The organism is Pontibacter flavimaris (genome assembly GCF_001907195.1).
Taxonomy (GTDB): Bacteria; Bacteroidota; Bacteroidia; order Cytophagales; family Hymenobacteraceae; genus Pontibacter; species Pontibacter flavimaris.
Window position 1 is genome coordinate 17,407 of the sequence record NZ_LVWA01000009.1, and the last position, 24,516, is coordinate 41,922.

Below are 24,516 nucleotides of genomic sequence, written 5' to 3' on the forward strand. Positions count from 1 at the left end.
TAACTGGCGCGGAAGTCTCTTCCGTGCCCAGGTATAAAAGCGAATCTTAGATTCGCGTGCAAGTGTCACTGGCGCCGGTATCCAACCGGTGCCGCCCGATCGATGTGCCGCGAGTCTCCAGACTCACTTTGGAACAAGTTTATACTTTAGCTGTACTTTCAGAGCCAGCGTTTCTGCCAGGGCAGAGACGCTGGCTTTTTGTTTTGGCGGCTATTTTATACTTTGAGGAAGTATAAAGTTGAGCGCATGGACAAGAGAAGTATAGATGAAAGGCCTGCAATAGCAGCATTGGTGATACTGCTGCTATTTGCAACAGTATTGACTTACTGGATAGTAGATGAAAGATCTCATCCTTCTGATTGGAAGGAGGCAAGAAACTTTAATCTTGCTGTTAAAACCTGTGGTGAAGCTGAGAGGAGGGCTAAAGCAGACTTCGAAAGAGGAATAATCAGGATGTACTTTAGTAATGATGCTGTAGAGGAGCGTCCCAACGGATTCCCGTGCAACTTTTACAGGCGGCTTGAGGAGGACTTCGGTATAGATGTTATTTATACTGGAGATGTTTACTCATCATTTCATAAATGCTACAATCTTGAGATGGATGATCTGCTTGACGAAAAGCTTGGTGAGCGCACTATAGAGAACTTATTCAATGAACTTCGAGATGGAGATTACATACAACATTAGGGCATCCTCAGTCAAGCCTCCTCCGTACCTTAAAACTCCAACTTTCTAACTTTTTAACCTTCTAACTTTCTAATTTTGAATATTTACATCATCACCGGAGCCAGCAAGGGCATAGGCAAGGCGCTGGCCGAAGAGCTGCTGAAAGACGAGAACAACCGCGTGGTGGGCGTATCGCGCAGCTGCAGCATCAAGCACCCGAACTACCGCCACCAGCCCCTCGACTTCTCCGATATACCTGCCGTAGAGCATAACCTGCAGAAGATCTTTCTGCCTTACCCGGACGCCGGGAAACTGGTATTAATCAACAACGCCGGCGTGCTGGGCGATATCGGGTATGTAGGGGAGGGGATGCCCAACGAGCGCTTTCAGTTTGTGTTCGACGTGAACGTGATTGTGCCCGCCATGCTGATGAACACTTTTCTGGAAGTATACCAGGCGCAGCAGGCGCAGAAGGTCATTGTCAACATCAGCTCGGGCGCCGGCAGGTACCCCATCGATGGCTGGGCAAGCTACTGCGCCTCCAAGGCTGCCATCGACATGCTGTCACACACCGTGCAGCTGGAACAGGACAGGCGCGGCACCGGCGTGAAAGTATACGCGCTGTCGCCGGGCGTGGTGGATACGCAGATGCAAGGCCAGATACGCTCCAGCGACGCCGACCGCTTCAGCACCGTAGAGAAATTCCGTGAGTACAAAGCCAATAAGGAGCTGGCCTCTCCGGAAGAGGTTGCCGTGAAAATAGCAGACTTCCTTCGTAACTCAGGCAAGTATAACGACGTGCTGGTATCGGTGCGGGACATGTAATAAACCTACAGAAAAACCTTTTTTCAGGCTCTGCCACACGGCAGGGCTTTTTTTATGCTAATACCTGTCGTGGCTAAAGTGCAGAGGTTGAAGTATAAAAGCTTTTTCTTATATTTCAAATTCACTAAATTATTGCTGCTGTTAAAGTTGCCCATGCGCTGTTAACCCAAGCCCATCCTAAACAGGAGGCAGCTCGGTAGCGGCATTGATCAAGGGGAACCTGCAAAGTATAAATGAGCCTTAAAGCCGCCTCAACCTGAACACGCAAAACACCACCTATATACTTCTAACCGCTAAACAATGGAGAATAAAAGACAAAAGATGCAGGCCTACTGGAAACGCAACCTCCGCATATTGCTTTTCCTGCTCGGGGTCTGGTTTGCCGTATCGTTCGTGTTCGGGATCCTGTTGGTCGAGGAGCTGAACCAGTTTACGCTGGGCGGCTTTAAGCTGGGTTTCTGGTTTGCGCAGCAGGGGGCCATCTACTTTTTCGTCCTTATCATCTTTGCGTATGTCTGGCTGATGAACCGGCTCGACCGCGAGTTCGACGTGCACGAAGACTAACCACATCTCACCTTAACCTTATTTAGCATGAGCATTTTAGCCTGGACATACCTGATCGTGGGCCTCACCTTTGCCCTGTACATCGGCATTGCCATCTGGTCGCGTGCCGGATCTACCAAAGAGTTTTACGTGGCCGGAGGCGGGGTTAGCCCGCTGGCAAACGGCATGGCCACCGCCGCCGACTGGATGAGCGCGGCTTCCTTTATCTCTATGGCCGGCCTTATCTCGTTTATGGGCTACGACGGCTCGGTGTACCTGCTGGGCTGGACGGGCGGCTACGTGCTGCTGGCTCTGCTGCTGGCTCCCTACCTGCGCAAGTTTGGCAAGTTTACCGTGCCCGATTTTGTGGGCGAGCGGTACTATTCCAAAACCGCCCGCCTGGTGGCGGTGGTTTGTGCCATCTTTATTTCGTTTACCTATGTGGCAGGCCAGATGCGCGGCGTGGGCATCGTGTTCTCCCGCTTTCTGGAGGTACAGATCGAGACGGGCGTGATCATCGGGATGGTGATCGTGCTGTTTTACGCGGTGTTGGGCGGCATGAAAGGCATCACCTATACCCAGGTGGCGCAGTACTGCGTGCTGATTTTTGCCTACATGGTGCCGGCTATCTACATCTCCATCATGCTTACCGGGCACCCCATTCCGCAACTCGGCCTTGGGGGTACCCTGGAGGACGGTACGCCCTTGCTGCAGAAACTGGATGGCATGCTGGCCGAACTGGGCTTTGCTCCCTACACTGGCGGTACCAAATCTACGATTGATGTATTTTTTATCACGGCAGCGCTGATGGTGGGTACAGCCGGACTGCCCCACGTGATTGTCCGCTTTTTTACCGTGCCTAAGGTAAGGGATGCCAGGAAGTCTGCCGGGTATGCGCTGGTGTTTATCGCCATACTTTATACCACGGCTCCGGCAATTGGCGCTTTTGGCCTCTATAACATGCTCAACAACATCAGCAACCGCCCTGTGGCGGAAATGCCGCAGTGGGTGCAGAACTGGCAGAAAACCGGGCTCATCAGCATCGACGACAAGAACGGCGACGGCCATGTGCAGTATGTCAACCACCCGGATGCTAACGAGCTGATTATCGACAAAGACATCATGGTGCTGGCCAACCCTGAAATCGCAGGTCTGCCCAACTGGGTGATTGCCCTGGTGGCGGCTGGTGGCCTGGCGGCAGCGCTTTCCACGGCGGCCGGTCTGCTGCTGGTGATCTCCACTTCCATCTCCCACGACCTGCTCAAGAAATCCTTTATGCCGGGGATTTCGGAGAAGCGCGAGCTGGCGGCGGCACGGCTGGCTGCGATGATGGCAGTCGTGGTGGCCGGCTACTTCGGCATTAACCCACCGGGTTTTGTGGCCGAGGTGGTGGCCTTTGCCTTTGGCCTGGCGGCGGCCTCTTTTTTCCCGGTCATCATCATGGGCATCTTCTCTACGCGTATGAACAAGCAAGGGGCTATCTGGGGCATGGTAGTAGGGCTCATCTTTACCATCGCTTACATCTCCTACTTTAAGTTCATCAACCCCGAGGCAAACCTGCCGGAAAACTGGTGGCTTGGCATCTCGCCGGAAGGCATCGGTACACTGGGGATGCTGCTTAACTTCGCCGTGTCCTTTTTGATCTCGCGGATGACGCCGCCCCCACCGATGCATATTCAGGAGCTGATAGAAGACATCCGCGTGCCGAGAGGGGCAGGCGCTGCGGTGGCACACCATTGATTGCTGAGCGCTGCGCTGTTAATTTGTTGTATGGCTAAATGGCTGGTCCAGCTTTCGTAAAATCCATACTTCTAACACCCGGCAGCTAAGCCCCGGCCACAGGCCGCGAAAGTATAAACCAGCCTTAACCGGCAAATGAAGTATGATGTTTAGGCATTTATTGCTTATTTTTAGCTGAGGAGTACAGGCCGGGCCGGCGTAAACCAAGGAGGCAGGTAGGGGGAGGAGAGGACCGGCATCGGCTACAAATAATTTTATAAATACGTATATTGCATATAGCCCCATTGCTGAGCGGCTACACCGACCAGGTTACACGATCGCCTGAAGCGAAGGCGAATCGGGAATCCCTTTATAAACCTTAAAAACGCTATCTAACCAAGAATCAAACCTTACCATGACAAATTATCAACTTAAGTCCTACGAGGAGTACCAGGAGGCCTATCAGCGCAGCGTAGAAGATCCGGAAGGATTTTGGGGCGAAATAGCCGATACCTTTACCTGGCGCAAGAAGTGGGACAGGGTGCTGGAGTGGAACTTCGAGGAACCAAACGTGAAGTGGTTCCAGGGTGGTAAAATGAACATCACCGAGAACTGCCTGGACCGCCACCTGAAGACACGCGGCAACAAACTAGCCCTGATCTGGGAGCCAAACGACCCGAAAGAACGCTTTATCCGCTATACTTACCGCGAGCTGCACGAGAAAGTATGCCAGTTCGCCAACGTGCTCAAGAAGAACGGTGCCAAGAAAGGCGACCGCATTTGTATTTACATGCCGATGATTCCGGAGCTGGCTATTGCCGTGCTGGCCTGTGCCCGTATCGGTGCGGTTCACTCGGTGGTGTTCGCCGGTTTCTCGGCGTTAAGTATGGCCGACCGCATCAACGATGCCCAGTGCAACATGGTGCTTACCTCTGACGGCCTGAACCGCGGCGCCAAGCAGATTCCGGTGAAGCGCGTGGTGGACGAGGCCCTGGAGAACTGTCCGTCGGTGGAGCGCGTGATTGTGGTGGAGCGCCTGGGCTGGGCCGTGAATATGGTGGAAGGCCGCGATGTGTGGTTCCATGAGGAGGTAAAGGGCGTAAGCAAAGACTGCCCCGCCGAGGAGATGGATGCCGAGGACATGCTGTTCATACTTTATACTTCCGGCTCCACAGGCAAACCCAAGGGCGTGGTGCATACCTGCGGCGGCTACATGGTGTATGCCCAGTACAGTTTCCTGAACGTGTTCCAATACCAGGAAAGTGATATTTATTGGTGCACGGCCGACATTGGCTGGGTGACGGGTCATACCTACCTGCTCTACGGTCCGCTGCTGAGCGGCGCCACCACGCTGATGTTTGAGGGCGTGCCAACCTATCCGGACAACGGCCGCTTCTGGCAGGTGTGCGACAAGTTCGGCGTAACCATCTTCTACACGGCTCCAACGGCTATCCGCTCCCTGATGGCCGGCGATATTGACGACGTGCTCTCCTACAGCCTCGACTCCCTGAAGGTGCTCGGCTCGGTGGGCGAGCCGATAAACGAGGAGGCCTGGCACTGGTACCATACCCACGTTGGCAAGGAGCGCTGCCCGGTGGTGGACACCTGGTGGCAGACCGAAACCGGCGGCATCATGATTTCTACCATTGCCGGCGTAACCCCGATGAAACCGGGCCACGCCGCGCTGCCCTTGCCTGGCATTCAGCCCATACTGGTGGACAGCGAAGGCAACGAGATCACCGAGAATGGGGTGGAGGGCTACCTGTGCATGAAGTTTCCGTGGCCGGGCATGATCCGCACCACTTACGGCGACCACGAGCGCGCCCGCCTGAGTTACTTCTCTACCTATAAGGATTTATACTTTACCGGCGATGGCGCCAAGCGCGACGAGAACGGCCTGTACCGCATCATCGGCCGTGTAGACGACGTGATCAACGTGTCCGGCCACCGCTTTGGTACCGCCGAGATCGAGGAGGCCATCAACCACAACGAGCACGTGGTGGAGTCGGCGGTGGTAGGCTACCCGCATGATGTGAAAGGCCAGGGCATCTACGCCTTCGTGATCATCAAAGACAAGCCGGAGAAAGAAGAGTACCTGCGCGCCGAGATCATCGAGACGGTGGTGGAGAAGATCGGCAAGATCGCCAGACCGGACAAGATCCAGATCGTGAGCGGCCTGCCCAAGACACGTTCCGGCAAGATCATGCGCCGCATCCTGCGCAAAGTAGCCGAGGGCGACACGTCCAACCTGGGCGATACCTCTACCTTGCTCGACCCGGATGTGGTGGACGAGATCAAGGCCGGGGCTTTATAAGAGAAAGTATAACTACCCACTACCTCCTCCTGAAAACAGGAGGAGGTTTTTATTTTCTGGGAGTACTGATGGAGGAATTCGCTCTGTGGCAAAGTATGGAGGTTCTTCTCAGCAATGCTGTAGTCCAACCACCCCTGCCCCTCCTTAACTAAGGAGGGGAGCCTGCTTTTACTGTTTGTATAGTATAAATTGCATAGTCAAAGTATAAATACCCCTCTTGACCTATGGTCGCAAGTTTCGAGCTCCTGCTCTCACTTGTCCTCAAGGGGACAGTCTATACTTGCTCCGTAGAAAAGCCGCAGCTATCGAATCTGTTCCCAGTCCTTGGGTTGAGCGCCTTGTGAGATCCGGTGCCACGTTAGTGGCAGCGCCCTGGCGCAGGAGGGAACACAGCGCGATGCCCGAGGACGAGGCCTCCCGGCCTTGAGGGAGCCAAAGCAAGAGATGAAACGGTAGGTTTGTGGGAACTACAGGGTCAGCGGCGGCAAGAAAGGATAGCTTGTATCAATTGGAAGGAAGCAGCAGCCAGGAAAGTATAAGTCAAGTATGAGCAAGTATAGCCAAAGTATAAAGTATAAAAAGTATAAAAAGGCACAAGCGGACGCCCCGAAATGCTCCGGGACTTTCAGCTTGCGCCAGGAAAGTATAAAGTATAACAAAACTCAAAAAGAGATATCTCCTTAACTACCTTCCCAGACCCTCCTTACAAGTATCATACTTTACTAAAGCTGCAGGTGCCGCCAAAAAGCCGGGGGCAAAAATTGTGGGAAGTTGGTCATGTATAAATGAATGCCCAAACCTTTTGCGGTAATCAACGGAATTCAACAAAAAAGTGTATGTTTATTGCGTTTAGCCGCGCGTTAGCCATACTTAACACATACATAAGAAATATGCCCAGAAAAGCATTCACCGCCGAAGGCGCCGTAGCCGTAGGCCCCTACTCACATGCCGTGGAAGCCGGTGAACTGGTTTTCCTGTCCGGGCAAACGCCTATTGATGCCAGCACCGGAAAACTGGTGGAAGGCGATATTTCGGCCCAAACGGAGCAGTGTTTTAAAAACCTCTTCCAGGTGCTGACCGCAGCCGGGCTTACGCCGGAGCATGTGGTGAAAGTAAACGTGTTTTTAACCGACATGGCTAATTTCAGCGCCATGAACGAAGTATACAAGACCCGGTTCTCGGAGCCATACCCCGCCCGCACCACCATCGGTGTGGCCTCGCTTCCGTTAGGTGCGCAGGTAGAAATAGAGATGATCGCCCAAAAGGACTGATTTTATACTTATCCTGCTGCCCGCCTCCGCTGAATTCCCGGGTTTTCAGGTTTAGGCCCTGTAGGCGTTTTCACCAACAAGTATAACTCCCGTTCCATACTTCAAAACCCCTATCTTTGCAGCAGCAAAAGTATGAGCTATGATCGACGAGACACATAACCCCTGGACCACCCTTTCCACGAGAGAAGTTTACCACAACCCCTGGATCAAAGTGCGCGAAGACAAAGTGCTTAACCCGAACGGCGGCGAAGGCATCTATGGTGTGGTAAGTATGAAGAACAAAGCCATTGGCATTATCCCGATAGATAACGAAGGCTACACGTACCTGATCGGCCAGTACCGCTACCCGCTGCACGAGTACAGCTGGGAAATTCCGATGGGCGGCGGGCTGATAGAAAACGATATCCTGGAGTCGGCCAAACGCGAACTGCAGGAGGAGACCGGTTTTACGGCTGCCAAATGGACCAATATCTGCCGCCTGCATACCTCCAACTCGGTTACCGATGAGGAAGGCTTTGTTTTTCTGGCTGAGGAACTAACCGCCGGCGAAACTGCTTTTGAAGAAACGGAAGTGCTGCACATCAGGAAAGTGCCTTTTAAGGAGGCCGTGCGCATGGCCCTGAGCAACGAGATCACCGACGCCATCAGCGTGGCCGGCATCCTGAAGGCTGCTTTTCTGCTGCAGGAGCAGGGGAGGCTGTAGGAGAAAGTATAAAGTATAAACTCGGGGGCAGGAGCCGGGTTTTATCCGGAAACCGGCCATCCATACTTTCGCCAGAGTATAAAGTATGGCTGCGCGAAATTTCTGCGTTATACTGGCAGCCGGGGCAATGGCAAACCAAGGGATTATACTTACATTTGAAAGCATGAAGGCCATTAAATACATAGCACAGCGGATCTATACTACCTGGTGCGTCACCTGGTTCGTGCTGCCCTTTGCGGTCACGTATCCGCTGCAGGCGGTGCTGATGCGCCGTGAAAAGTGGTACAGGCACCTGCACGGTGTGAACAGGTTCTGGTCCAGCTCTGCCTTGCGCATGTTCCTGACGCCGCTGGAGGTGGAGTGGCGCATGAAGTATAAGCCAACGGACCGCTACGTTTTCGCCCCGAACCACAGCTCCTACCTCGATATCCCCGTGATGCTGCACGCCATCCCCGGATTTCTTAACTTTGTGGGCAAGGCCGACCTGTGCAAGGTGCCGCTCTGGGGCAAAGTATACGAGAAGTTATACATCTCCGTAGACCGCAGAAACCCCATTAGCAGTGCCAGGAGCTACATCAAGTCGGCCAGAACGCTGGAGGAGGGGCGCAGCCTGGTGATCTTCCCAGAGGGCACGATCCCCAAGACGGCCGGCGAGCAGCTGATGGCCTTCAAGGACGGGCCGTTTAAGCTGGCCATTGAGAAGCAGGTGCCGGTGGTGCCGGTCACCATGCCCTACAACCAACACTTTTTGCCCGACCTGGACGGTAAGCTGAGAGTGCGCTGGCACCCACTCAAGATCGTGATCCATGAGCCGATCGAGACGAAGGGGCTGACGCTGGAGGACCTGCCGCGGCTGAAGGAGCAGGTGTTCAACATCATACAAACAGAAATTACGAAACATACCAAAGTACATGTCAACAGATATTCAAACCATCCGCAAGATAGCGCACTTAGCAAGGCTGGAGTTTAACGAGGAGAAGGAGCAGGAGGTGTTGCAGGATTTGAACAAGATCCTGAACTGGGTGGACCAGTTGCGCCAGCTCGACACGGAGCACGTGGCCCCACTCATCCACATGTCGGAGGAGGTGAACGTGCTGCGCGAGGATGAGCCCCGCAACACCATCACCCACGAGCAGGCATTGCGGAACGCCCCCAAAAAAGACTCCGACTACTTCCGGGTGCCAAAGGTGCTGGAATAAGCCGCAGGCATAAGTAGAAAGACAAATCTTGCGTATTAGCCTTGGAATGTGCTTCTTACGTTCAGGCTAACTGGCAGCAAGTATAAATTAAATGTCTTGTGTCTTATGTCCTGATATGCGTGTCTCGAAAAATATATGAGTAAGATTAAGTTTTGGCAAGGATGGGATACGCACACCAGGTATCCCTATCTTTTTTTAATGCTGCTGGGTGTGCTGGCGCTGGCGCTGGGGGTATACTATTACTTCGCCGGCGAGGCGTCTGTTTTTGCCTGGGACAAGATAACCGACCTGCAGGTGGTGCCGGTGCCGGTGAGCGAGGTGCCGGGGCTGCTGGAGCGCTTCACCCTCTCGGCTGACGGCTACCTGCTGTTTGAGCAGTACGACGTGGCCCTGCCCGGCGTGAACACGGTGGCGGCAACCCTGCTGCTGCTCATCCTGGCCATTTGCCTGGCCTTTTACGCGGCGGCCATCAGCACCATGCGGCAGCTGCCATACTTTGCGGGCATGCTGCTGCTGATGCTGTTCCTGGCTACCTTCAACTTCGATCTGCTGGATATTTTCGGCGCGGCCGGACAAACCACGCTGCTGGTCAGCATCCTGCTTTTCGCGTTGTGCAGTTACGCGTTTCAGGCTTTCTTCCCCAACACGGTCTTCGGCCTGCGGGTTCTGGCGATGCTGGGTGTAGTGGCGGTGCTGGGCCTCCTGCTCTTTACCGAAGCCGATTTTACCGCCGAGCTGATAATACTGCACCTGGTAAGCTACAGTTCGCTGGGCCTGCTGGCAGCCACGGTGCTGTTCATGCTGTGGGTGAGCTACGAGAACGTGAACGCCCTGCTCTGGATCAACACGCAGGCCAAAATGCCGGAGCGACGCTTCAGCATGTGGCACTTCCTGCTCATCAGTGTGCTGTACGTGTCCAGCCTGCTGCTCATGTACCTGCGGCAGGTCGGCTACATTAGTGCGGAGGTGCTTCCGCTGAACGCTTACGTTATCCTGCTGCTGTCTACGGTGGCGGGCTTCTGGGGCATGCGCCAGCGTGAGGCCTACTACGGCAATCTGTTCCCGTTCCGACCCACCGGCGCAGTGCTGTACCTGGTGTTTGCCACCATGGCCTTCCTCAGCATTGGGTACGCCTTTGCCACCGCCAACGACTCGCTCACGCTGCTTTACCGCAACCTGATCATCTACACGCACCTGGCCTTTGGCTTTGGCTTTGTGGTGTACGTGATGATCAACTTCGGGCGCTTGCTGGAGCAGCGGCTGCCAGTGCACAAGGTGGTGTACGAGCCGAAGACGTTCTCGCTTTTCTCGTTCTTTATCATGAGCTTGGTGATCTGCGTGGTGCTGATCATGCGCACACATTACCGCTCCTACTTCCAGGCGCAGGCCGGCTACTACAGTTACATCGGCGACCTGTACCGCGCCTCCGACAACGACATCCTGGCCAAGCGCTTCTACGAGGAGAGTGATATTTATGACAACGGCAACGTAAAGGCCAACTATAGCCTGTCGGCCATGTACCGCCAGCAGGATGAACGCAACCGCGAGATCCTGCTGCTGAAAGACGCCCTGGAGCGCCGCCCGAACCCGAAACTGTACGTGCGCCTGGCCAACCTCTACGACGAGAAGCAGTATTTCTTCGAAAAGCTGTACGTGCTGCAGCAGGGGGCGGAGCAGTTCCCCGAGAGTGCCGAGATCTACAACAACCTGGCCTTGTTGTACACCCAGACCAGCGTGCAGGACAGCACCGAGTATTACTTTAACCTGGCGCAGCAATATGGCCCGGGCAACGAGGTGGTGCGCAGCAACCGCCTCGCCTACTATACCCGCCAGGCCATGTTGGAGCCTGCCAAAGCCGTGCTGGAGGAGTCCAGTAAAGGCAAGTATGAGGCGCTGCGCAGCAACCAGGCCGTGCTGCGCCAACTGCTGGGCATGGACCCGCGCGGGGACCGTTTCATGCCCGACTCACTGAAGCAGGTGGAGGACTTCACGCTGTTCTACAACCAGACCATTAGCAGCCTGAGCAAAGGCGACACCGCCTGCCTTAAGCCCATCGATAGTTACCTCAGCAGCCCGGGCAACCAGATATTTTATAGCGACCTGCTCTTCCTGAAGGGATTGGTGCACCATTACAACGGCTTGCCGCGCGAGGGCAGGCGCGTGGTAGAGAACCTGGCCCTGCAGATGGAGAGCCAGAGCGGCTACTACTATAATACCCTGGCGCTTTGGATGCTGGAGGAAAAGAACTACCGCGCCGCCGCGTCATACTTTAAACAGGCAAAAGATCGCGGCTACCCGCAGGCCTACCTCTCGCATGGCTACGCACTGGCCATTGCACACCAGCCAGTGGCAGCCGTAGAAGCCCTGCAGGAAGTAGCCTATACCGGGAATGAAGCGGCTATGGCCGTGGCGCAGGAGCTGGCCGCGTTGCTACAGCAAGACCTGGATACCGTGCTTGCGGAGGGAACGGACAAAGAAAAGCTACAGTACCTGCTCACCTACCTTCCCTCGCTAACGCAGGTGCAGGTGGACGCGCTGGTGAATGCTGTGCAGGAAAAGGACCTGAAACGCCATGCCGTGGTAACCCGCGTAGACTATCTGCTGGGCAAGCGGCGCTGGAAAGCCGCCTACGACGCCATCCAGAAGGCAAGTGCCTTGCAGCGCCCGGAGGGAGAACTGCGCTCTGCCCTCAACCTGCTGCAGCTAAAGCTCTGGCTCTACACTGAGAAGTATGATGTGTTGCTGAACCGGATGGACCGCCTCTACCTGACTGATCGCGACAGGCGCATGCAGCTGTACTTTAAAGCGCGTGTAGCTGAAGTAAGGGGCCGGAAGGAAGAGGCCGCCGCCCGCTATGAGCAAGCCGTGAAGATACTGGCATACGACGAGGAAACGCTGCTGGCAGCAGCCAATTTCTTCCGGAAGTATGACCCCGGCGGGGAAAAGGCCTACAACATACTTCTGAGCGGTATCACCTACAACCCTTTCGCCGCGGAGCTGCACAAAGCCTACGCGCTGGAGAGTATAGAGCAAGGCTTATATTCTTACGCGGATCAGGCCACAGAAACGCTGAAGGATTTGGTTCCTCCCTCCGAATATGCTACATTTATAAAGAAATTAGTACAAAAGCGCCAAGAAGTGGAGGCCCGTGCCGAAGACTGGCAACAATGACATAAGCCATATGAGCACCATCATCGAAACCCACGACATCTCCAAAGTATACCGCATGGGTACGGAGACCATCAATGCCCTTAAGTCGGTATCTATCAGCATCAATAGAGGCGAGTATGTGGCCTTTATGGGGCCGTCCGGCTCCGGGAAATCCACGTTCATGAACATCATCGGCTGCCTTGACACACCAACCGGCGGGACCTATATCCTGAACGGGCAGGACGTGAGCAACATGTCGGACAACGAGCTGGCGGAGGTGCGCAACAAGGAGATCGGCTTCGTGTTCCAGACCTTTAACCTGCTGCCGCGCCAGTCGTCGCTCGAGAACGTGGCCCTGCCGCTCATCTATGCGGGCTACAACAAAAGTCAGCGCGAGGAGCGGGCGCAGCGCGCGCTGGAGAGCGTGGGCCTGGGAACCCGAGGCAAGCACAAACCCAATGAGCTGTCGGGTGGCCAGCGGCAGCGTGTGGCCATTGCCCGCGCCCTGATCAACGACCCCAGCATCATACTTGCCGACGAACCAACGGGTAACCTCGACACCAAAACCTCTTACGAAATCATGGAGCTCTTCGAGAACCTGCACGCCAAAGGCAACACCATCATCATGGTAACCCACGAAGAGGACATCGCCCGGTACGCGCACCGCATTGTGCGCCTGCGTGACGGCCTGGTAGAGTCCGACACGCTAAACCCGGACATAACCACCGCTGCCCGCATGCAGTCAGAGCATCACTAAGTAGTTAGTTATTTGTTGTTGGTTATTAGTTATTAGAGTTTTAATGAGTGCATAGATGAGAAATCAACCTTCTAACTTTTTAACTTTCTAACTCCAGAGACGCAACGTATGGCGTCTCTACAACTCTCTAACTCCCAAACTCCTAAACTCTCTAACTCCTGAGTCTTACATGAAGATCTATACCAAAACAGGCGATAAGGGAACCACCGCGCTGATTGGTGGCACCCGGGTGCCGAAATCGGACCTGCGCATCGAAGTATACGGCACCGTGGATGAGCTCAACTCCTACATCGGGCTGGTGCGCGACCAGGAGGTGAACAAAGGCAGGTTGGAAGTACTCAAGGAGATCCAGGACCGGCTGTTCACGATCGGCTCTGTGCTGGCCACCGACCCGGAGAAAAACACCAGGATGGCCACGCCGGACCTGCACGAGGAGGACGTAGTGCTGCTGGAGCGGGAGATAGACAAGTATACTTCTGAAGTGCCGCCACTGCGCGCTTTTATACTTCCGGGCGGGCATCAGTCCGTCTCGTTCTGCCACGTGGCCCGCTGCGTGTGCCGCCGCGCCGAGCGTCTGGCCATTGGGTTGCAGGAGGTGTCGGAGGTGGATGACCTGGTGATTAAGTATTTAAACAGGCTCTCGGATTACCTCTTTGCGCTGTGCCGCGTAATGACACAGGAACTGGGCGCCGAGGAGATAACCTGGAAACCAAGAATGTAGCCTCCTGCACCCTACAGCCATAGCGGAAATAAAAACCAAACTTAAAATGTCCCCAGATATACGAACTATACCGGCGCAGCACGTGGCAGCCTCGCGCATCTCCGAGCTGGATTATAACAACATCGAGTTCGGCAAGATCTTCTCAGACCACATGCTGGTGGCTGACTACAAAGAAGGAGCCTGGCAGAACCCGCAGATACTGCCGTATGGGAACATGTCGCTGAGCCCGGCCACCTCGGCCCTGCACTACGGACAGTCTGTTTTCGAGGGGATGAAGGCGTACAGGGACGCTAACGGCGATATTCTGCTGTTCCGCCCACTGGATAACTTCCACCGCCTGAACATGTCTGCCGAGCGCATGTGCATGCCGGCTATCACGGCGGATATCTTCCTGCAGGGGCTGGAGCAACTGCTGCGTCTGGACGCCGCCTGGGTGCCGCCCACAAGCGGCTGCGCGCTGTACATTCGTCCGTTCATGTTCGCCACCGATGAGTTTATCGGCGTTCGCCCCTCCTCGAGCTACCGCTTCACAGTCTTCACCTGCCCGGTGGGGGCCTACTACGGGCAGCCGCTGAAAGTGGCCATTGAGCCGCACTATGTGCGCTCCGCAGAGGGAGGAGCCGGCTTTGCCAAGGCAGCCGGAAACTATGGCGCGGCCTTGCTGCCTGCACGCCAAATGCAGGAGCGCGGGTACCATCAACTCATCTGGACAGATGCCCGGGAACACAAGTATGTAGAGGAATCCGGCACGATGAACCTGGTGTTCGTGATCGACGGAAAGCTCATAACACCACCGGTCAGCACCACCATTCTGGCCGGCATTACCCGGGACAGCGTGCTGCAGGTGGCCAGGGACCTGGGTTATGAGGTGGAGGAGCGCAAGGTGGCGGTAGAGGAACTGGCAGAGGCTTATAAGGCAGGAAAGCTGCAGGAGGCGTTCGGAACAGGTACGGCAGCCACCATTGCGCAGATTGCCACCATCCATTTTAACGGCGAGGACATGGACCTACCGGCTATAGAAGGCCGTGAGATCTCGAACCGCGTAGCCACCGAGCTGGATAAGATCAAGACAGGCCAGGTACCGGATAGGCACAACTGGGTGCACCGCATCAGCCTGTAAAAGTATAACGTAAAGTATAAAATGCTGGAGTATAGGCGATGAGTTTATGCTTCAGCATTTTCCTGTTTAAATAGAAGTATAACCACAACACGCTAATGACAACTGAGCAAGTAAAAGAGTTGAGGGCCAGAGTAGAGGCCTTGAGGAGGTACCTTTGACTACGATGCCAAGAAGGAGCAGGTAAAGGAGACGGAGGTACAGACCACTGCCCCCAGCTTTTGGGATGACCCCAAAGAGGCCGAGAAAGTACTGAGAGATATAAAGTCCGTGAAAGTATGGACCGACCATTACGAGGAAGTGGCAAAGGCCGTGTCTGACTTCGAGGTGCTGTTCGACTTCTATAAGGAGGGCGATGTATCGGAAGAAGACATCGTGCAGGAGTATAAAAATGCGGAGGAGGCGGTAGAGGGGCTGGAGTTTAAACGCATGCTGAGCGGCGAGGAAGACCAGCTGAGCGCCATCCTGGAGATAAACCCCGGCGCGGGCGGCACCGAAAGCCAGGACTGGGCCGAGATGCTCATGCGTATGTACATCATGTGGGCCGAGTCGCACAACTTTGGCGTGAAGCAGATTAACTACCACGCAGGGGAAGGAGCCGGCATAAAGTCGGTCACGCTGGAGATAAGCGGAGACTTCGCCTACGGCTACCTGAAGGCGGAGATAGGGGTGCACCGCCTGGTGCGCATCTCTCCCTTCGACTCGGGTGGGCGGCGCCATACTTCCTTTGCCTCGGTGTTCGCCTATCCTGTGGTAGACGACACCATCCAGATAGAGGTAAACCCCAGCGACATTGAGTGGGATACTTTCCGCTCCGGCGGCGCCGGGGGCCAGAACGTGAACAAGGTGGAAACAGCCGTTCGCCTGAAGCATAAGCCAACGGGAATCGTGATCGAGTGCCAGATAGAGCGCTCGCAGCTCATGAACAAGGAGCACGCCATCCGCATGCTGAAGTCTAGGCTGTACCAGATAGAGCTGGACAAGCGCAATGCAGAACGGGACCGCATCGAGAGCACCAAAAAGCGCATAGATTTCGGCTCCCAAATCCGCAACTACGTGCTGCACCCCTACAAGCTTGTGAAGGATGTGCGTACGGGTGTTGAGCGCACCGACGTGCAAAATGTGCTGGACGGCGACCTGGATGAATACATCAAAGCCTTCCTGATGCAGGCATAAAAGTATAAAAACAAAAAAGGCACCTGCACAGGTGCCTTTTTTGTTTTTAGTAAAAATATTTTCTGTTCCATGCAGCCTTGTGCCCCGAAAGAGACCATAGTACAGGGCTTGTTGTTAAGACATTGATTGTAACATAATTAGCAAAAATGCCTTTATAGATGCTTTTGAGCCGTTTTTAGCCTGCTGCTACAGGTTTTTGCAGGAAAAGGTTGCGAGGAGAGGGGCAGTAATGAGTTAAATTCCAGTGTTTTAACATTGAATAAGATTGTGAACCTGCTATTGCATTTCAATTTATAAGTCCATATTATTGGGTCTGAATAGATGCCCATCCCAATATATAGCTGTTTAAAGGCCAGCAGCTAAGGGGGCGAGGGCGGCTACTTTCTAGTAGGCAGCAGGTGTATGTATAAAGCGCCGTGTCTAAAAAGTCAATACCTAACTTTTTCTTGGAACATCAAGGCGGCTTGCAAAAGGAAGCCCTGATACAGGTACATCCAAAATTCAAAATCATAGTGATATGAGCTTGGCGTAGCCTTGCCTATACCCTATAAGGTACGAGCAAATATAAGTACGAGTAAAAATTTAAAACCAACCAATTAATTCTATTCACCTTAATTCAAACTACAAATGAGAAAACTATTACTAATGAGTTTTGTAATGGTGCTGGCCCTGCTGCAGCAGGCGTACGCCCAGAGCAGAACTGTGACTGGTACGGTTATCGACCAGAGCACATCGCAAGCGCTGCCGGGGGTTGCAGTAATTGTGAAAGGGACCACAGTGGGTACCACCACTGGAGCTGACGGAACTTACTCCATCGCTGTGCCAGCAGAAGGGAACACGCTTGTGTTCCGTTTTATCGGTTACCAGACTTTAGAGAAGGCGATTGGTAATGCAAGCGTAATAAATGCAGGCCTTGCCACAGACCAGAAACTTCTGGATGAGGTTGTAGTGGTAGGCTACGGTACGCAGCTGAAGAAAGACGTTACCAGCTCTATTGCACAGGTAAAAGGAGAGGAGATTGCCAATTTAGCTACTCCAAGCTTTGACCAGCAGCTGGCAGGCCGTGCCTCAGGTGTGGTAGTACAGCAGCCTTCCGGTATCCTGGGTGCTCCTCCAGTTATCAGAATCCGCGGTACGAACTCCATCTCCGGTAGCAACTCACCGCTTGTTGTGATTGACGGTATCCCCGTGCTGACAGGCAACGTTGGTGCTTATGCATCTTCTAACGCTCTTGCCGACATCAACCCGAACGACATCGAGTCTTTTGAAATCCTGAAGGATGGTGCTGCTACAGCTATCTACGGCTCACGTGCCTCTAACGGTGTAATCTTGGTTACAACCAAAAAGGGCAAGCAAGGCCAGATGAAAGTAAACTATGATATGTATACAGGCTGGTCCAGCCCAATGGAGTTACATGACCTGCTGAATGCAGAGCAGTTTGTTGAGATCGCGAACGAGAAGTATACAAATGCTGGAAACGCGCCACAGGCATTTATGGACGCCGCTGGCACGAACACTGACTGGAACGACCATGTGTACAGAACCGCCTTCCAGCAGAGCCACACTATTTCAGCTTCGGCAGGAACGGAGAAGAGCAAGTACTACTTCTCCTTAGGTTATACAGATCAAGAAGGTATAGCAGTGGCCAACGATTTGAAACGCTATACCATGCGTGCTAACCTGGACCAGAAGATATCTAATCGTATCAACTTCGGTTTGAACACCGGCCTTTCGTATCAGCGAAACAATGGTGTGTCTACTGGCTCTAACAGCTTGAGCGGTAACACATTCGCTGTGATTCGTATGTTGCCAAACGTAGCGGTATATGATCCAAATGACCCTACAGGATATAACCTGGATGATGCTAACCCAGCTGCATTAGGCAGAGGAGCAAACCTTATCCACATAAACAACAACACGCCGAACATCATGTTCAGCTTGGATAACAACATCCGTAAATCCACAACCTACCGTGTAAACGGTAATACTTTCCTGGATTTCAAGCTTGTAACCGGTCTTAACTTCAGAACCTCCTTGGGTATTGACCTGTCGTTGCAGGATGACTATGGCTTTATGGATCCGCGCCACGGCGATGGCAGAGGCCTGAACGGTTACATAGACCAGATTTACTCTCCATACACGACCTGGAACTGGCAGAACATCCTGTCTTACAACAAGTCCTTCAACGAAGCACATAACCTGGATGTAACTGCTGTAGCGGAATACAATAAGACAAACACCTCCTGGTTCAACGCTTTTGGTTCCGGTATTTCGGATCTCCTCTTTAGAGAGAACCTTGTTTCTGGAACAATGGCAAACCAGGAAATTGCTGGTGGCATCGGTGGAAGCGGTCTTTCTTCCTACTTAGGACGCGTGAACTATAACTACAAAGGAAAATACTATGTAGGTGGCTCACTTAGAGCTGATGGTCTTTCTAAGCTTTCTCCTGATAACCGTTGGGGTTACTTCCCTGGCGTTTCTGCCGCATGGCGTGTTTCTGAAGAAGAATTCTTCAAGAACTCAAGTGCTTTGGGCTTCATCTCTGACTTCAGAATAAGAGGTAGCTATGCGGAAGTTGGTAACTCCAGCATCGTGGGCGGTGACTATCCTTACCTAGGTTCTTTTGCTCCACGTCCATACGGTGGCCTGAGTGGTATCGCGTTTAGCAACACTGGTAATGCAGACCTGAAGTGGGAAACACAGGAGATAATCGATTTTGGTGCTGATTTTGGCCTGTTCAATGGTCGTCTGAACGTAGAAGTTGCTTACTGGCAGAAAAATAACAAGGATATGGTGCTGGGTGCTCCAACACCTCCTTCAATTGGCTTACCAGGCAACCTGATCTACAGAAACATCGGTACGATGAAAAATGACGGTGTTGAGTTAGCGCTGAGCGGTGCAGTGATTGAGAAAAGCAACTTCTCCTGGAACGCTAACCTGAACTTCTCTACCCAGAACAACGAAATCACTGCACTTGTAGATGATCAGGATCAGATTTTTGACTATACTATCCACAGAGTAGGTGAGTCCTTTAACTCTCTCTATGGTTACATCTATGAAGGTGTGAACGTTGCAAACGGAAACCCAATCTACAGAAAAGCTGACGGAAGCTTGGTTCAGGCTAGCCTTCAGATAGGACAATCTGGCTATAAGGTTTACGACCCAGCTAACCCGGGCGACATCTCAAAGGCTTCGACGCTTGGTACTGCTGACAAAGTTGTGCTGGGAAGCGCCCTGCCTAAGTGGTTCGGTGGCTTTGACAACAACTTTAAGTATGGCAACTTCGACATGAACGTGTTCTTCCGCTTCTCTGGCGGCAACAAGATCATGAACCGTACACGCCAGGACCTGCTGAACCAGACATTTGAGAACAATGGCACTGAGATACTAGGAAGATGGCAGAGCCCGGAGAAGCCAGGTGATGGTGTAACTCCGAAGCTGTACCAGGGAAGAGGCGTTGCTGCAAACAACGACGGCCAGACATCCACCCGTTTTGTTGAGGATGGCGACTTCCTGAAACTGAGCAATATAGCCATCGGTTACACACTGCCTTCGTCTGTGAGTAGCAAAATCAATGTGCAGCGTGTAAGAATGTATGCTCAGCTTCAGAATGCATTCACCATTACCGGCTACGATGGCCTGGACCCAGAGGTGTTTACTTCTACTGGTGTTGACTTCAATGGTAACCCGCAGCAACGCGTTATCTCTGTTGGTCTGAACCTAGGATTTTAATTAATATTAAATTACGTATAAGATGGAAAATAGAAATTTTCTTAAAAATAGATTGAAGCTGGCACTGATGGCTCCTGCGCTTGCGCTGTCAGTTATGTTGACTTCTTGCGAGAAGGAAACAATAGAAACGCTTCCAAAAGACCGCATTACAGAAGAGAGTGCTTTCCAGGACCCGGAGAGAATTCACCTCGCTATGCTGGGTGTTTATGATGCTGCACAGACGGGCTTCTACTCTGGTGCTCAGCGTGGCTACCCTTTTGGTGCTGCATCTACAGCACAGGCAGACATGCGGGGAGAGGATATGCTTAACGTAGCGGCTTTCTACGCCTTTACGTATGAAGGCACCTTTAACGCCACCACTACGCTGAACAACGTGTACATGTGGGAGACTTTGTATGGCCTGATCAACAAAGCTAACATCATGATCGCCGGGGCACAGACTGCCGCAGAAGCAGGTGTTATCACACAGGAAGAGGCTAATTCTTACGAAGGAGAGGCAAGGTTCCTGCGGGCGCTGGCGCATCATGAACTGTTGGTAAACTTTGCAAGACCTTATAACGAGACAAGTGATGCTTCTCACATGGGGGTACCTTACCGCAGAACCGCTGTCAACGACCCTGCAAGTGTAGATGAAGCCAAAGCACAGGGAAGGCACACAGTGAAAGAAAGCTATGCTTTCCTGTTAGAAGACCTTGACTTCGCTGAGAATAACATAACCGCTACGGAACTCACCAGAGCCTCTAAAGGCGCGGCCATCGCCCTTAAAACAAGGGTGAAACTGCACATGAGAGACTGGGCTGGCGTTATACAGGAGGCTGATAAAATCGTTTCCGGTTCTGAGACATTCACTAGCCCGATTGGCAATTATGCCCTGACCGCTTCACCTGAAGGTCCATTTGTAGGTAACAAAGGAAATAGCGAATCCATCTTCTCTATCCTGAACTCCACAGATGATAACCCTGGAACAAACGCTGCTTTGCCAGTTATGTACGCAGGAGACGGCCGGGCGCTAGTTGCCATCAGCCCCATCATCTGGAACAAGTCTTTCTGGCCGGTAGATGACCTGAGAAGGACGAAGCTTACCGGAGACTTCTTTGATGGTGAGATATATACTACCAAGTATAGAGATACCGATAGCTGGTCTGATAACACACCTATCATTCGTTATGCGGAAGTGCTGCTGAACATGGCAGAGGCAATCGCAAGAACTGAAGGTGTTACGGATAAGGCACTGGCGCTGTTGAACAGTGTAAGAGGCAGAGCAACGTCTGAGGAGTACGTGACCTCAGGCGCATCCGCTGACTATCTGAACATCAGTGACGCAAATGATCTGCTTCAGGCTATCATGAATGAGCGCAGAATTGAATTCCTGGCCGAAGGTATGCGCTGGAAGGATATTCACAGAACCGCGAAGAACGGGGAGTTTGGTGTAAGTGGCGTGCCTGCTAAAGTAGCCTACGGCGCCGTTACTACCGAAGACTGGGAGGCAGGCAGCGATGAGCTAAGAGCTGATCTGTTTAAGAGCATTCCTGCTATTCCGTATGAGGATGACCGCTTCCTGTGGCCTATACCAACCTCTGAAACGACGACTAACCCAGTGCTGGCTGCTCAGCAAAACCCTGGTTACTAGTTTAAATTGAGATGAATATTAAAGCCCGCCGTCGTTTGACTGGCGGGCTTTTCTTTTTATACTTGCGGCTATACTTTACTCTTATGCTAGTACCAAACCACAGCGGTTATACCTTGGAGGCGGGCGTAGACGAGGTGGGCAGGGGCTGCCTGGCAGGTCCGGTGGTGGCTGCCGCTGTTATACTTCCCCCCGATTACCGGCACCCGCTCCTCAACGACTCCAAGAAGCTGACCAAAAGGCTGCGTGAACAGCTGCGGGAGCAGATTGCCCGGGATGCGCTGTGCTGGGCCATAGGGGAGGCCACGCCGGAGGAGATAGATGAGATCAACATACTTAATGCTACTTACCTGGCCATGCACCGGGCACTGGCGGCGCTGCCACAACAGCCGGAGTTCCTGCTGGTGGACGGCAATCGTTTTAAGCCCTACAGAGACGTGCCCTATACCTGTATGGTAAAGGGCGATGGGAGGTTCCTGTCTATAGCGGCGGCCTCTATACTTGCCAAGACCCACCGCGACGAACTGATGAGCCGGTTGGCTGAGGCGCACCCATACTATGGCTGGGAACAGAATGCAGGCTATCCCACTAAAGCGCACCGGGACGGCATCGCCCGCCATGGCGCCACTGTGCATCACAGGAGGTCGTTCGCGTTGCTGCCCCGCCAACCGGAGCTGCTGTAGCCATGCCTCAAAGTATGTTTCGCGATGTTCGTACGCCTGAAAGTATAAGTATAGCTTCAGGACGGAAAGCAAAGTATGCGCAAAGTATAAAACCCACGTTGCGATTTGCTCATGCAGTGCAGGTGTAATCCCACATCCAGCCCCTCCAAGGAGGGAAATTTGCAAAAAGAGTAGGTGGCTCCTCTTCTCGGGAGGGCAGGTTAATCGCAGCTTGAGGTAAAAGTATAAACCGGCCATGGGAAGGGCCTCAAAGTATAAAAGCCGCCGCACAGACTCTGTGCGGCGGCTTTTATACTTTATACGATTTGTCTGTTTTCTTACTTAAGCTTTATCAGGTCCAGGAAAAGGCTGAAACTGTCGAGGGAGGAATCGCTGCGCTCGAAGCTGTCGAAGGACAGGGGCTTTACGATGTAGCCTGATACATTGAGGCGCTGGGCAGCCAAACGGTCGGTCTCCTCGTTGGAGGTGGTCATGATGAACACCGGTATGTGGCTGAACTCCGGGTCACGGCGAAGCTCTGTCAGAAACTCCAGCCCGTTCATTTTAGGCATGTTGATGTCCAGAAGTATGACGCTTGGGGCGGGGGATATCTTGGGCGTGTCGTTACCACGCAGCATGTTCAGCGCTTCCTTCCCGTTACGTGCCTCAAAAATGGGGTGTGTAAGGCCAATTCTCTTCAACTCCCGCTCCACATTCATGGTATCCAGGTAATCATCCTCCACCAGCAGGATATTCACTACTTCTTTCTCGCTCATTATACTAAGTGCTTCTGATCGAATTAGACAAAGCTATAAAAATTTTTGATCTTTACCTTTCTGTTTTGGCCAGGTAAAGGTAAAAGTTGAGCCTGAACCAGGCTCTGAGTTCACCCAAATGGTGCCTCCCTGCAACTCCACTATCTTTTTCACGATGCTGAGACCCACGCCCGTGCTCTCCAGGGCGTCGCGCTCCTGCAAGGTCTGGAAAATTACGAAAATCCGTGAATGGTACTCCGCATCGATGCCCGGGCCATCGTCTTCCACCGAGAAAACGTGGAACTCATCGGTCTCGTGGTGGCGTATGCCAATATGCCCTTCCTTTTTATCGTGATACTTGATGGCGTTGCTTATCAGGTTGCTGAACACCTGCTGCAACTGTATACGAACGGTATGCAGGACGGGTAGGTTGTGCTGTACCTCCACGGTGAAGCCCGGAGGGGGCGAGAGCAGGTCCACTACCTCTGTCAGCAGCTCGTTCACGTCCACCTCCTCCTCGGCCTGGTTCGTGCGGCCAATGCGCGCCAGCGCAAGTATGCCGTTGATCAGGTTCTCCATCCGGTGCACCCGCACGCGCATCATCAGCAGGTACTCCTGCACGTTTGGCGGCAGCTGCGTGCCCATGTCCTCCTCTACCCAGCGCGAAGCCACCTCAATGCCACGCAGCGGCGCCTTCAGGTCGTGCGAGACCACGTAAGCGAACTGGTCCAGTTCCTTGTTCTTGAGATCCAGTTCGGTAAAGGTCTCATCAATGGTGGTAGACATGCGGTTTAGCGAGTGCGAGAGCCGGCTCAGTTCGTCATTGCTCGTGTCCACGATCTGCGTTTTGTACTCACCCCGGGAGATTTTCTCAGCCAGCGTCACCATTTTCATGATGCGGTTGGAGATGAGGCGTGTAATATAGTAGGCCCAGCCCAGGCCTATAATCACCGACAGGATGGTGAGAATGGTGGAGAGCTGGCGCGTGTTGTTTATACTTTTGTTGAGGCGCTCGCTGCGCTCCTCGCGCACTTTGTACTCAAAGGCATTAAAGGCACGGAAGGAGGTTCTGATCGAATCCATCACCTGCTGCTCCCCCAGCACCAGCGTCTCCAGCTTGGCATCCAGCTCACGGTCCGTCATGATGGTGTCCTGGTGGCCGCGCTTCATCTGGATGAGGGGCTCCGCGAACTCCTTCTCCAGGCGCCGCTGCAGGTTCACGATCTCATCCAGTTTCTTTTGCTGGTCCGGGGAGTTAGTCACGAAGTCACGGGTTTCCTGCATCAGCTCCGGCATCTGCTCCCGCGCCTGCCAGTAGGGCTTCAGGAAGGTTTCGTTGCCGTTGAGCAGGAAGCCGCGCAAACCGGTCTCCATGTCGATGATGTTTCGCTGCAGGGCCGCCGAGTTCCGTACAATGATCTGGGAGCGGCCCACCCACTGCGTGTTTTCGATCACCGCCTCCGACAGGCGGAAGTTTACGATGGCCACGGCAGTAAAGAGCACCGAGATCAGCAGGAACCCGATGAATAGTTTTACGGAAAGCTTCATGTATAAGGGTTGGGGCTATACGTTGGCCGCG

The 24,516-nt window shown here is 53.4% G+C and carries 20 protein-coding genes; 18 read left to right on the forward strand and 2 right to left on the reverse strand.

Annotation, left to right across the window (positions count from 1 at the left end; translation table 11 throughout):
• Positions 1 to 246 precede the first annotated feature (246 nt).
• From A3841_RS14200 to A3841_RS14280, 18 genes are all read left to right on the forward strand, one after another.
• Positions 247 to 687: a hypothetical protein gene (locus tag A3841_RS14200; RefSeq protein ID WP_073853024.1), complete on the forward strand. Its 441-nt coding sequence runs from the start codon at positions 247 to 249 to the stop codon at positions 685 to 687.
• Positions 688 to 762: 75 nt separating this feature from the next.
• The gene (locus A3841_RS14205) at positions 763 to 1,491 is read left to right on the forward strand and encodes an SDR family NAD(P)-dependent oxidoreductase (RefSeq protein WP_073853026.1); all 729 of its coding nucleotides are present in this window, start codon (positions 763 to 765) and stop codon (positions 1,489 to 1,491) included.
• Positions 1,492 to 1,791: 300 nt separating this feature from the next.
• Positions 1,792 to 2,055: a DUF4212 domain-containing protein gene (locus A3841_RS14210; protein ID WP_073853028.1), complete on the forward strand. Its 264-nt coding sequence runs from the start codon at positions 1,792 to 1,794 to the stop codon at positions 2,053 to 2,055.
• A gap of 27 nt (positions 2,056 to 2,082) precedes the next feature.
• A complete protein-coding gene (locus A3841_RS14215) occupies positions 2,083 to 3,774 on the forward strand; it encodes a sodium:solute symporter family protein (protein ID WP_073853030.1) in 1,692 nt (563 codons plus the stop codon).
• 394 nt (positions 3,775 to 4,168) lie between these two features.
• The gene (gene acs, locus A3841_RS14220) at positions 4,169 to 6,067 is read left to right on the forward strand and encodes an acetate--CoA ligase (RefSeq protein ID WP_073853032.1); all 1,899 of its coding nucleotides are present in this window, start codon (positions 4,169 to 4,171) and stop codon (positions 6,065 to 6,067) included.
• A 546-nt stretch (positions 6,068 to 6,613) separates the two neighbouring features.
• Positions 6,614 to 6,751 carry a hypothetical protein gene (locus tag A3841_RS20355; protein ID WP_170866207.1) on the forward strand — a complete coding sequence of 46 codons (138 nt, stop codon included), beginning with the start codon at positions 6,614 to 6,616 and terminating at the stop codon, positions 6,749 to 6,751.
• A gap of 206 nt (positions 6,752 to 6,957) precedes the next feature.
• Complete coding sequence (locus A3841_RS14225; RefSeq protein ID WP_073853443.1) at positions 6,958 to 7,338, forward strand: RidA family protein; 381 nt, start codon at positions 6,958 to 6,960, stop codon at positions 7,336 to 7,338.
• Between the two features lie 139 nt (positions 7,339 to 7,477).
• Complete coding sequence (locus A3841_RS14230) at positions 7,478 to 8,041, forward strand: NUDIX domain-containing protein (RefSeq protein WP_073853035.1); 564 nt, start codon at positions 7,478 to 7,480, stop codon at positions 8,039 to 8,041.
• An 85-nt stretch (positions 8,042 to 8,126) separates the two neighbouring features.
• Positions 8,127 to 9,011: a lysophospholipid acyltransferase family protein gene (locus A3841_RS14235; RefSeq protein ID WP_235861422.1), complete on the forward strand. Its 885-nt coding sequence runs from the start codon at positions 8,127 to 8,129 to the stop codon at positions 9,009 to 9,011.
• Positions 8,953 to 9,240 (forward strand): Asp-tRNA(Asn)/Glu-tRNA(Gln) amidotransferase subunit GatC, encoded by a 288-nt coding sequence (gene gatC, locus A3841_RS14240; RefSeq protein WP_073853037.1) that lies wholly within the window; start codon positions 8,953 to 8,955, stop codon positions 9,238 to 9,240. The genes A3841_RS14235 and gatC overlap by 59 nt, the downstream gene beginning before the upstream one ends.
• Before the next feature lie 135 nt (positions 9,241 to 9,375).
• A complete protein-coding gene (locus tag A3841_RS14245; RefSeq protein ID WP_073853039.1) occupies positions 9,376 to 12,411 on the forward strand; it encodes a tetratricopeptide repeat protein in 3,036 nt (1,011 codons plus the stop codon).
• Between the two features lie 10 nt (positions 12,412 to 12,421).
• Entirely contained in the window at positions 12,422 to 13,147 is a 726-nt protein-coding gene (locus tag A3841_RS14250; protein ID WP_073853041.1) for an ABC transporter ATP-binding protein, read from the forward strand.
• Positions 13,148 to 13,316: 169 nt separating this feature from the next.
• Positions 13,317 to 13,868, forward strand: coding sequence for a cob(I)yrinic acid a,c-diamide adenosyltransferase (locus A3841_RS14255; protein WP_073853043.1), 552 nt, complete (start codon positions 13,317 to 13,319; stop codon positions 13,866 to 13,868).
• Between the two features lie 46 nt (positions 13,869 to 13,914).
• Complete coding sequence (locus A3841_RS14260) at positions 13,915 to 14,988, forward strand: branched-chain amino acid aminotransferase (protein ID WP_073853045.1); 1,074 nt, start codon at positions 13,915 to 13,917, stop codon at positions 14,986 to 14,988.
• Positions 14,989 to 15,083: 95 nt separating this feature from the next.
• Positions 15,084 to 16,161, forward strand: a protein-coding gene (prfB, locus tag A3841_RS14265) for a peptide chain release factor 2 (protein ID WP_139307973.1) whose coding sequence is annotated in 2 segments (ribosomal slippage) — positions 15,084 to 15,143 and positions 15,145 to 16,161 — 1,077 coding nt in all. Because the reading frame shifts where the segments join, the coding sequence is not laid out codon by codon here.
• Between the two features lie 627 nt (positions 16,162 to 16,788).
• Complete coding sequence (locus A3841_RS14270; protein WP_235861423.1) at positions 16,789 to 19,893, forward strand: SusC/RagA family TonB-linked outer membrane protein; 3,105 nt, start codon at positions 16,789 to 16,791, stop codon at positions 19,891 to 19,893.
• Between the two features lie 94 nt (positions 19,894 to 19,987).
• The gene (locus tag A3841_RS14275) at positions 19,988 to 21,523 is read left to right on the forward strand and encodes a RagB/SusD family nutrient uptake outer membrane protein (RefSeq protein ID WP_083610385.1); all 1,536 of its coding nucleotides are present in this window, start codon (positions 19,988 to 19,990) and stop codon (positions 21,521 to 21,523) included.
• A gap of 83 nt (positions 21,524 to 21,606) precedes the next feature.
• On the forward strand, positions 21,607 to 22,203 hold the full coding sequence (locus A3841_RS14280) for a ribonuclease HII (protein ID WP_073853051.1): 597 nt from the start codon (positions 21,607 to 21,609) through the stop codon (positions 22,201 to 22,203).
• Between the two features lie 317 nt (positions 22,204 to 22,520).
• On the opposite strand, the gene A3841_RS14285 is transcribed toward A3841_RS14280, so the two are convergent.
• Positions 22,521 to 22,958, reverse strand: a complete 438-nt coding sequence (locus tag A3841_RS14285) for a response regulator (RefSeq protein WP_073853053.1) — start codon at positions 22,956 to 22,958, stop codon at positions 22,521 to 22,523.
• A gap of 33 nt (positions 22,959 to 22,991) precedes the next feature.
• Positions 22,992 to 24,485 carry a sensor histidine kinase gene (locus tag A3841_RS14290; protein WP_073853055.1) on the reverse strand — a complete coding sequence of 498 codons (1,494 nt, stop codon included), beginning with the start codon at positions 24,483 to 24,485 and terminating at the stop codon, positions 22,992 to 22,994.
• Positions 24,486 to 24,516 lie beyond the last annotated feature (31 nt).

Coding starts and splice junctions, on each gene's coding strand:
- acs (WP_073853032.1), top strand. CDS start 4,169: ATGACAAATTATCAACTTAAGTCCTACGAGGAGTACCAGGAGGCCTAT.
- A3841_RS14235 (WP_235861422.1), top strand. CDS start 8,127: ATGGCTGCGCGAAATTTCTGCGTTATACTGGCAGCCGGGGCAATGGCA.
- A3841_RS14215 (WP_073853030.1), top strand. CDS start 2,083: ATGAGCATTTTAGCCTGGACATACCTGATCGTGGGCCTCACCTTTGCC.
- A3841_RS14270 (WP_235861423.1), top strand. CDS start 16,789: ATGAGAAAACTATTACTAATGAGTTTTGTAATGGTGCTGGCCCTGCTG.
- A3841_RS14250 (WP_073853041.1), top strand. CDS start 12,422: ATGAGCACCATCATCGAAACCCACGACATCTCCAAAGTATACCGCATG.
- gatC (WP_073853037.1), top strand. CDS start 8,953: ATGTCAACAGATATTCAAACCATCCGCAAGATAGCGCACTTAGCAAGG.
- A3841_RS14280 (WP_073853051.1), top strand. CDS start 21,607: ATGCTAGTACCAAACCACAGCGGTTATACCTTGGAGGCGGGCGTAGAC.
- A3841_RS14225 (WP_073853443.1), top strand. CDS start 6,958: ATGCCCAGAAAAGCATTCACCGCCGAAGGCGCCGTAGCCGTAGGCCCC.
- A3841_RS20355 (WP_170866207.1), top strand. CDS start 6,614: ATGAGCAAGTATAGCCAAAGTATAAAGTATAAAAAGTATAAAAAGGCA.
- A3841_RS14200 (WP_073853024.1), top strand. CDS start 247: ATGGACAAGAGAAGTATAGATGAAAGGCCTGCAATAGCAGCATTGGTG.
- A3841_RS14210 (WP_073853028.1), top strand. CDS start 1,792: ATGGAGAATAAAAGACAAAAGATGCAGGCCTACTGGAAACGCAACCTC.
- A3841_RS14285 (WP_073853053.1), bottom strand. CDS start 22,958: ATGAGCGAGAAAGAAGTAGTGAATATCCTGCTGGTGGAGGATGATTAC.
- A3841_RS14260 (WP_073853045.1), top strand. CDS start 13,915: ATGTCCCCAGATATACGAACTATACCGGCGCAGCACGTGGCAGCCTCG.
- A3841_RS14275 (WP_083610385.1), top strand. CDS start 19,988: ATGTTGACTTCTTGCGAGAAGGAAACAATAGAAACGCTTCCAAAAGAC.
- A3841_RS14245 (WP_073853039.1), top strand. CDS start 9,376: ATGAGTAAGATTAAGTTTTGGCAAGGATGGGATACGCACACCAGGTAT.
- A3841_RS14255 (WP_073853043.1), top strand. CDS start 13,317: ATGAAGATCTATACCAAAACAGGCGATAAGGGAACCACCGCGCTGATT.
- A3841_RS14290 (WP_073853055.1), bottom strand. CDS start 24,485: ATGAAGCTTTCCGTAAAACTATTCATCGGGTTCCTGCTGATCTCGGTG.
- A3841_RS14230 (WP_073853035.1), top strand. CDS start 7,478: ATGATCGACGAGACACATAACCCCTGGACCACCCTTTCCACGAGAGAA.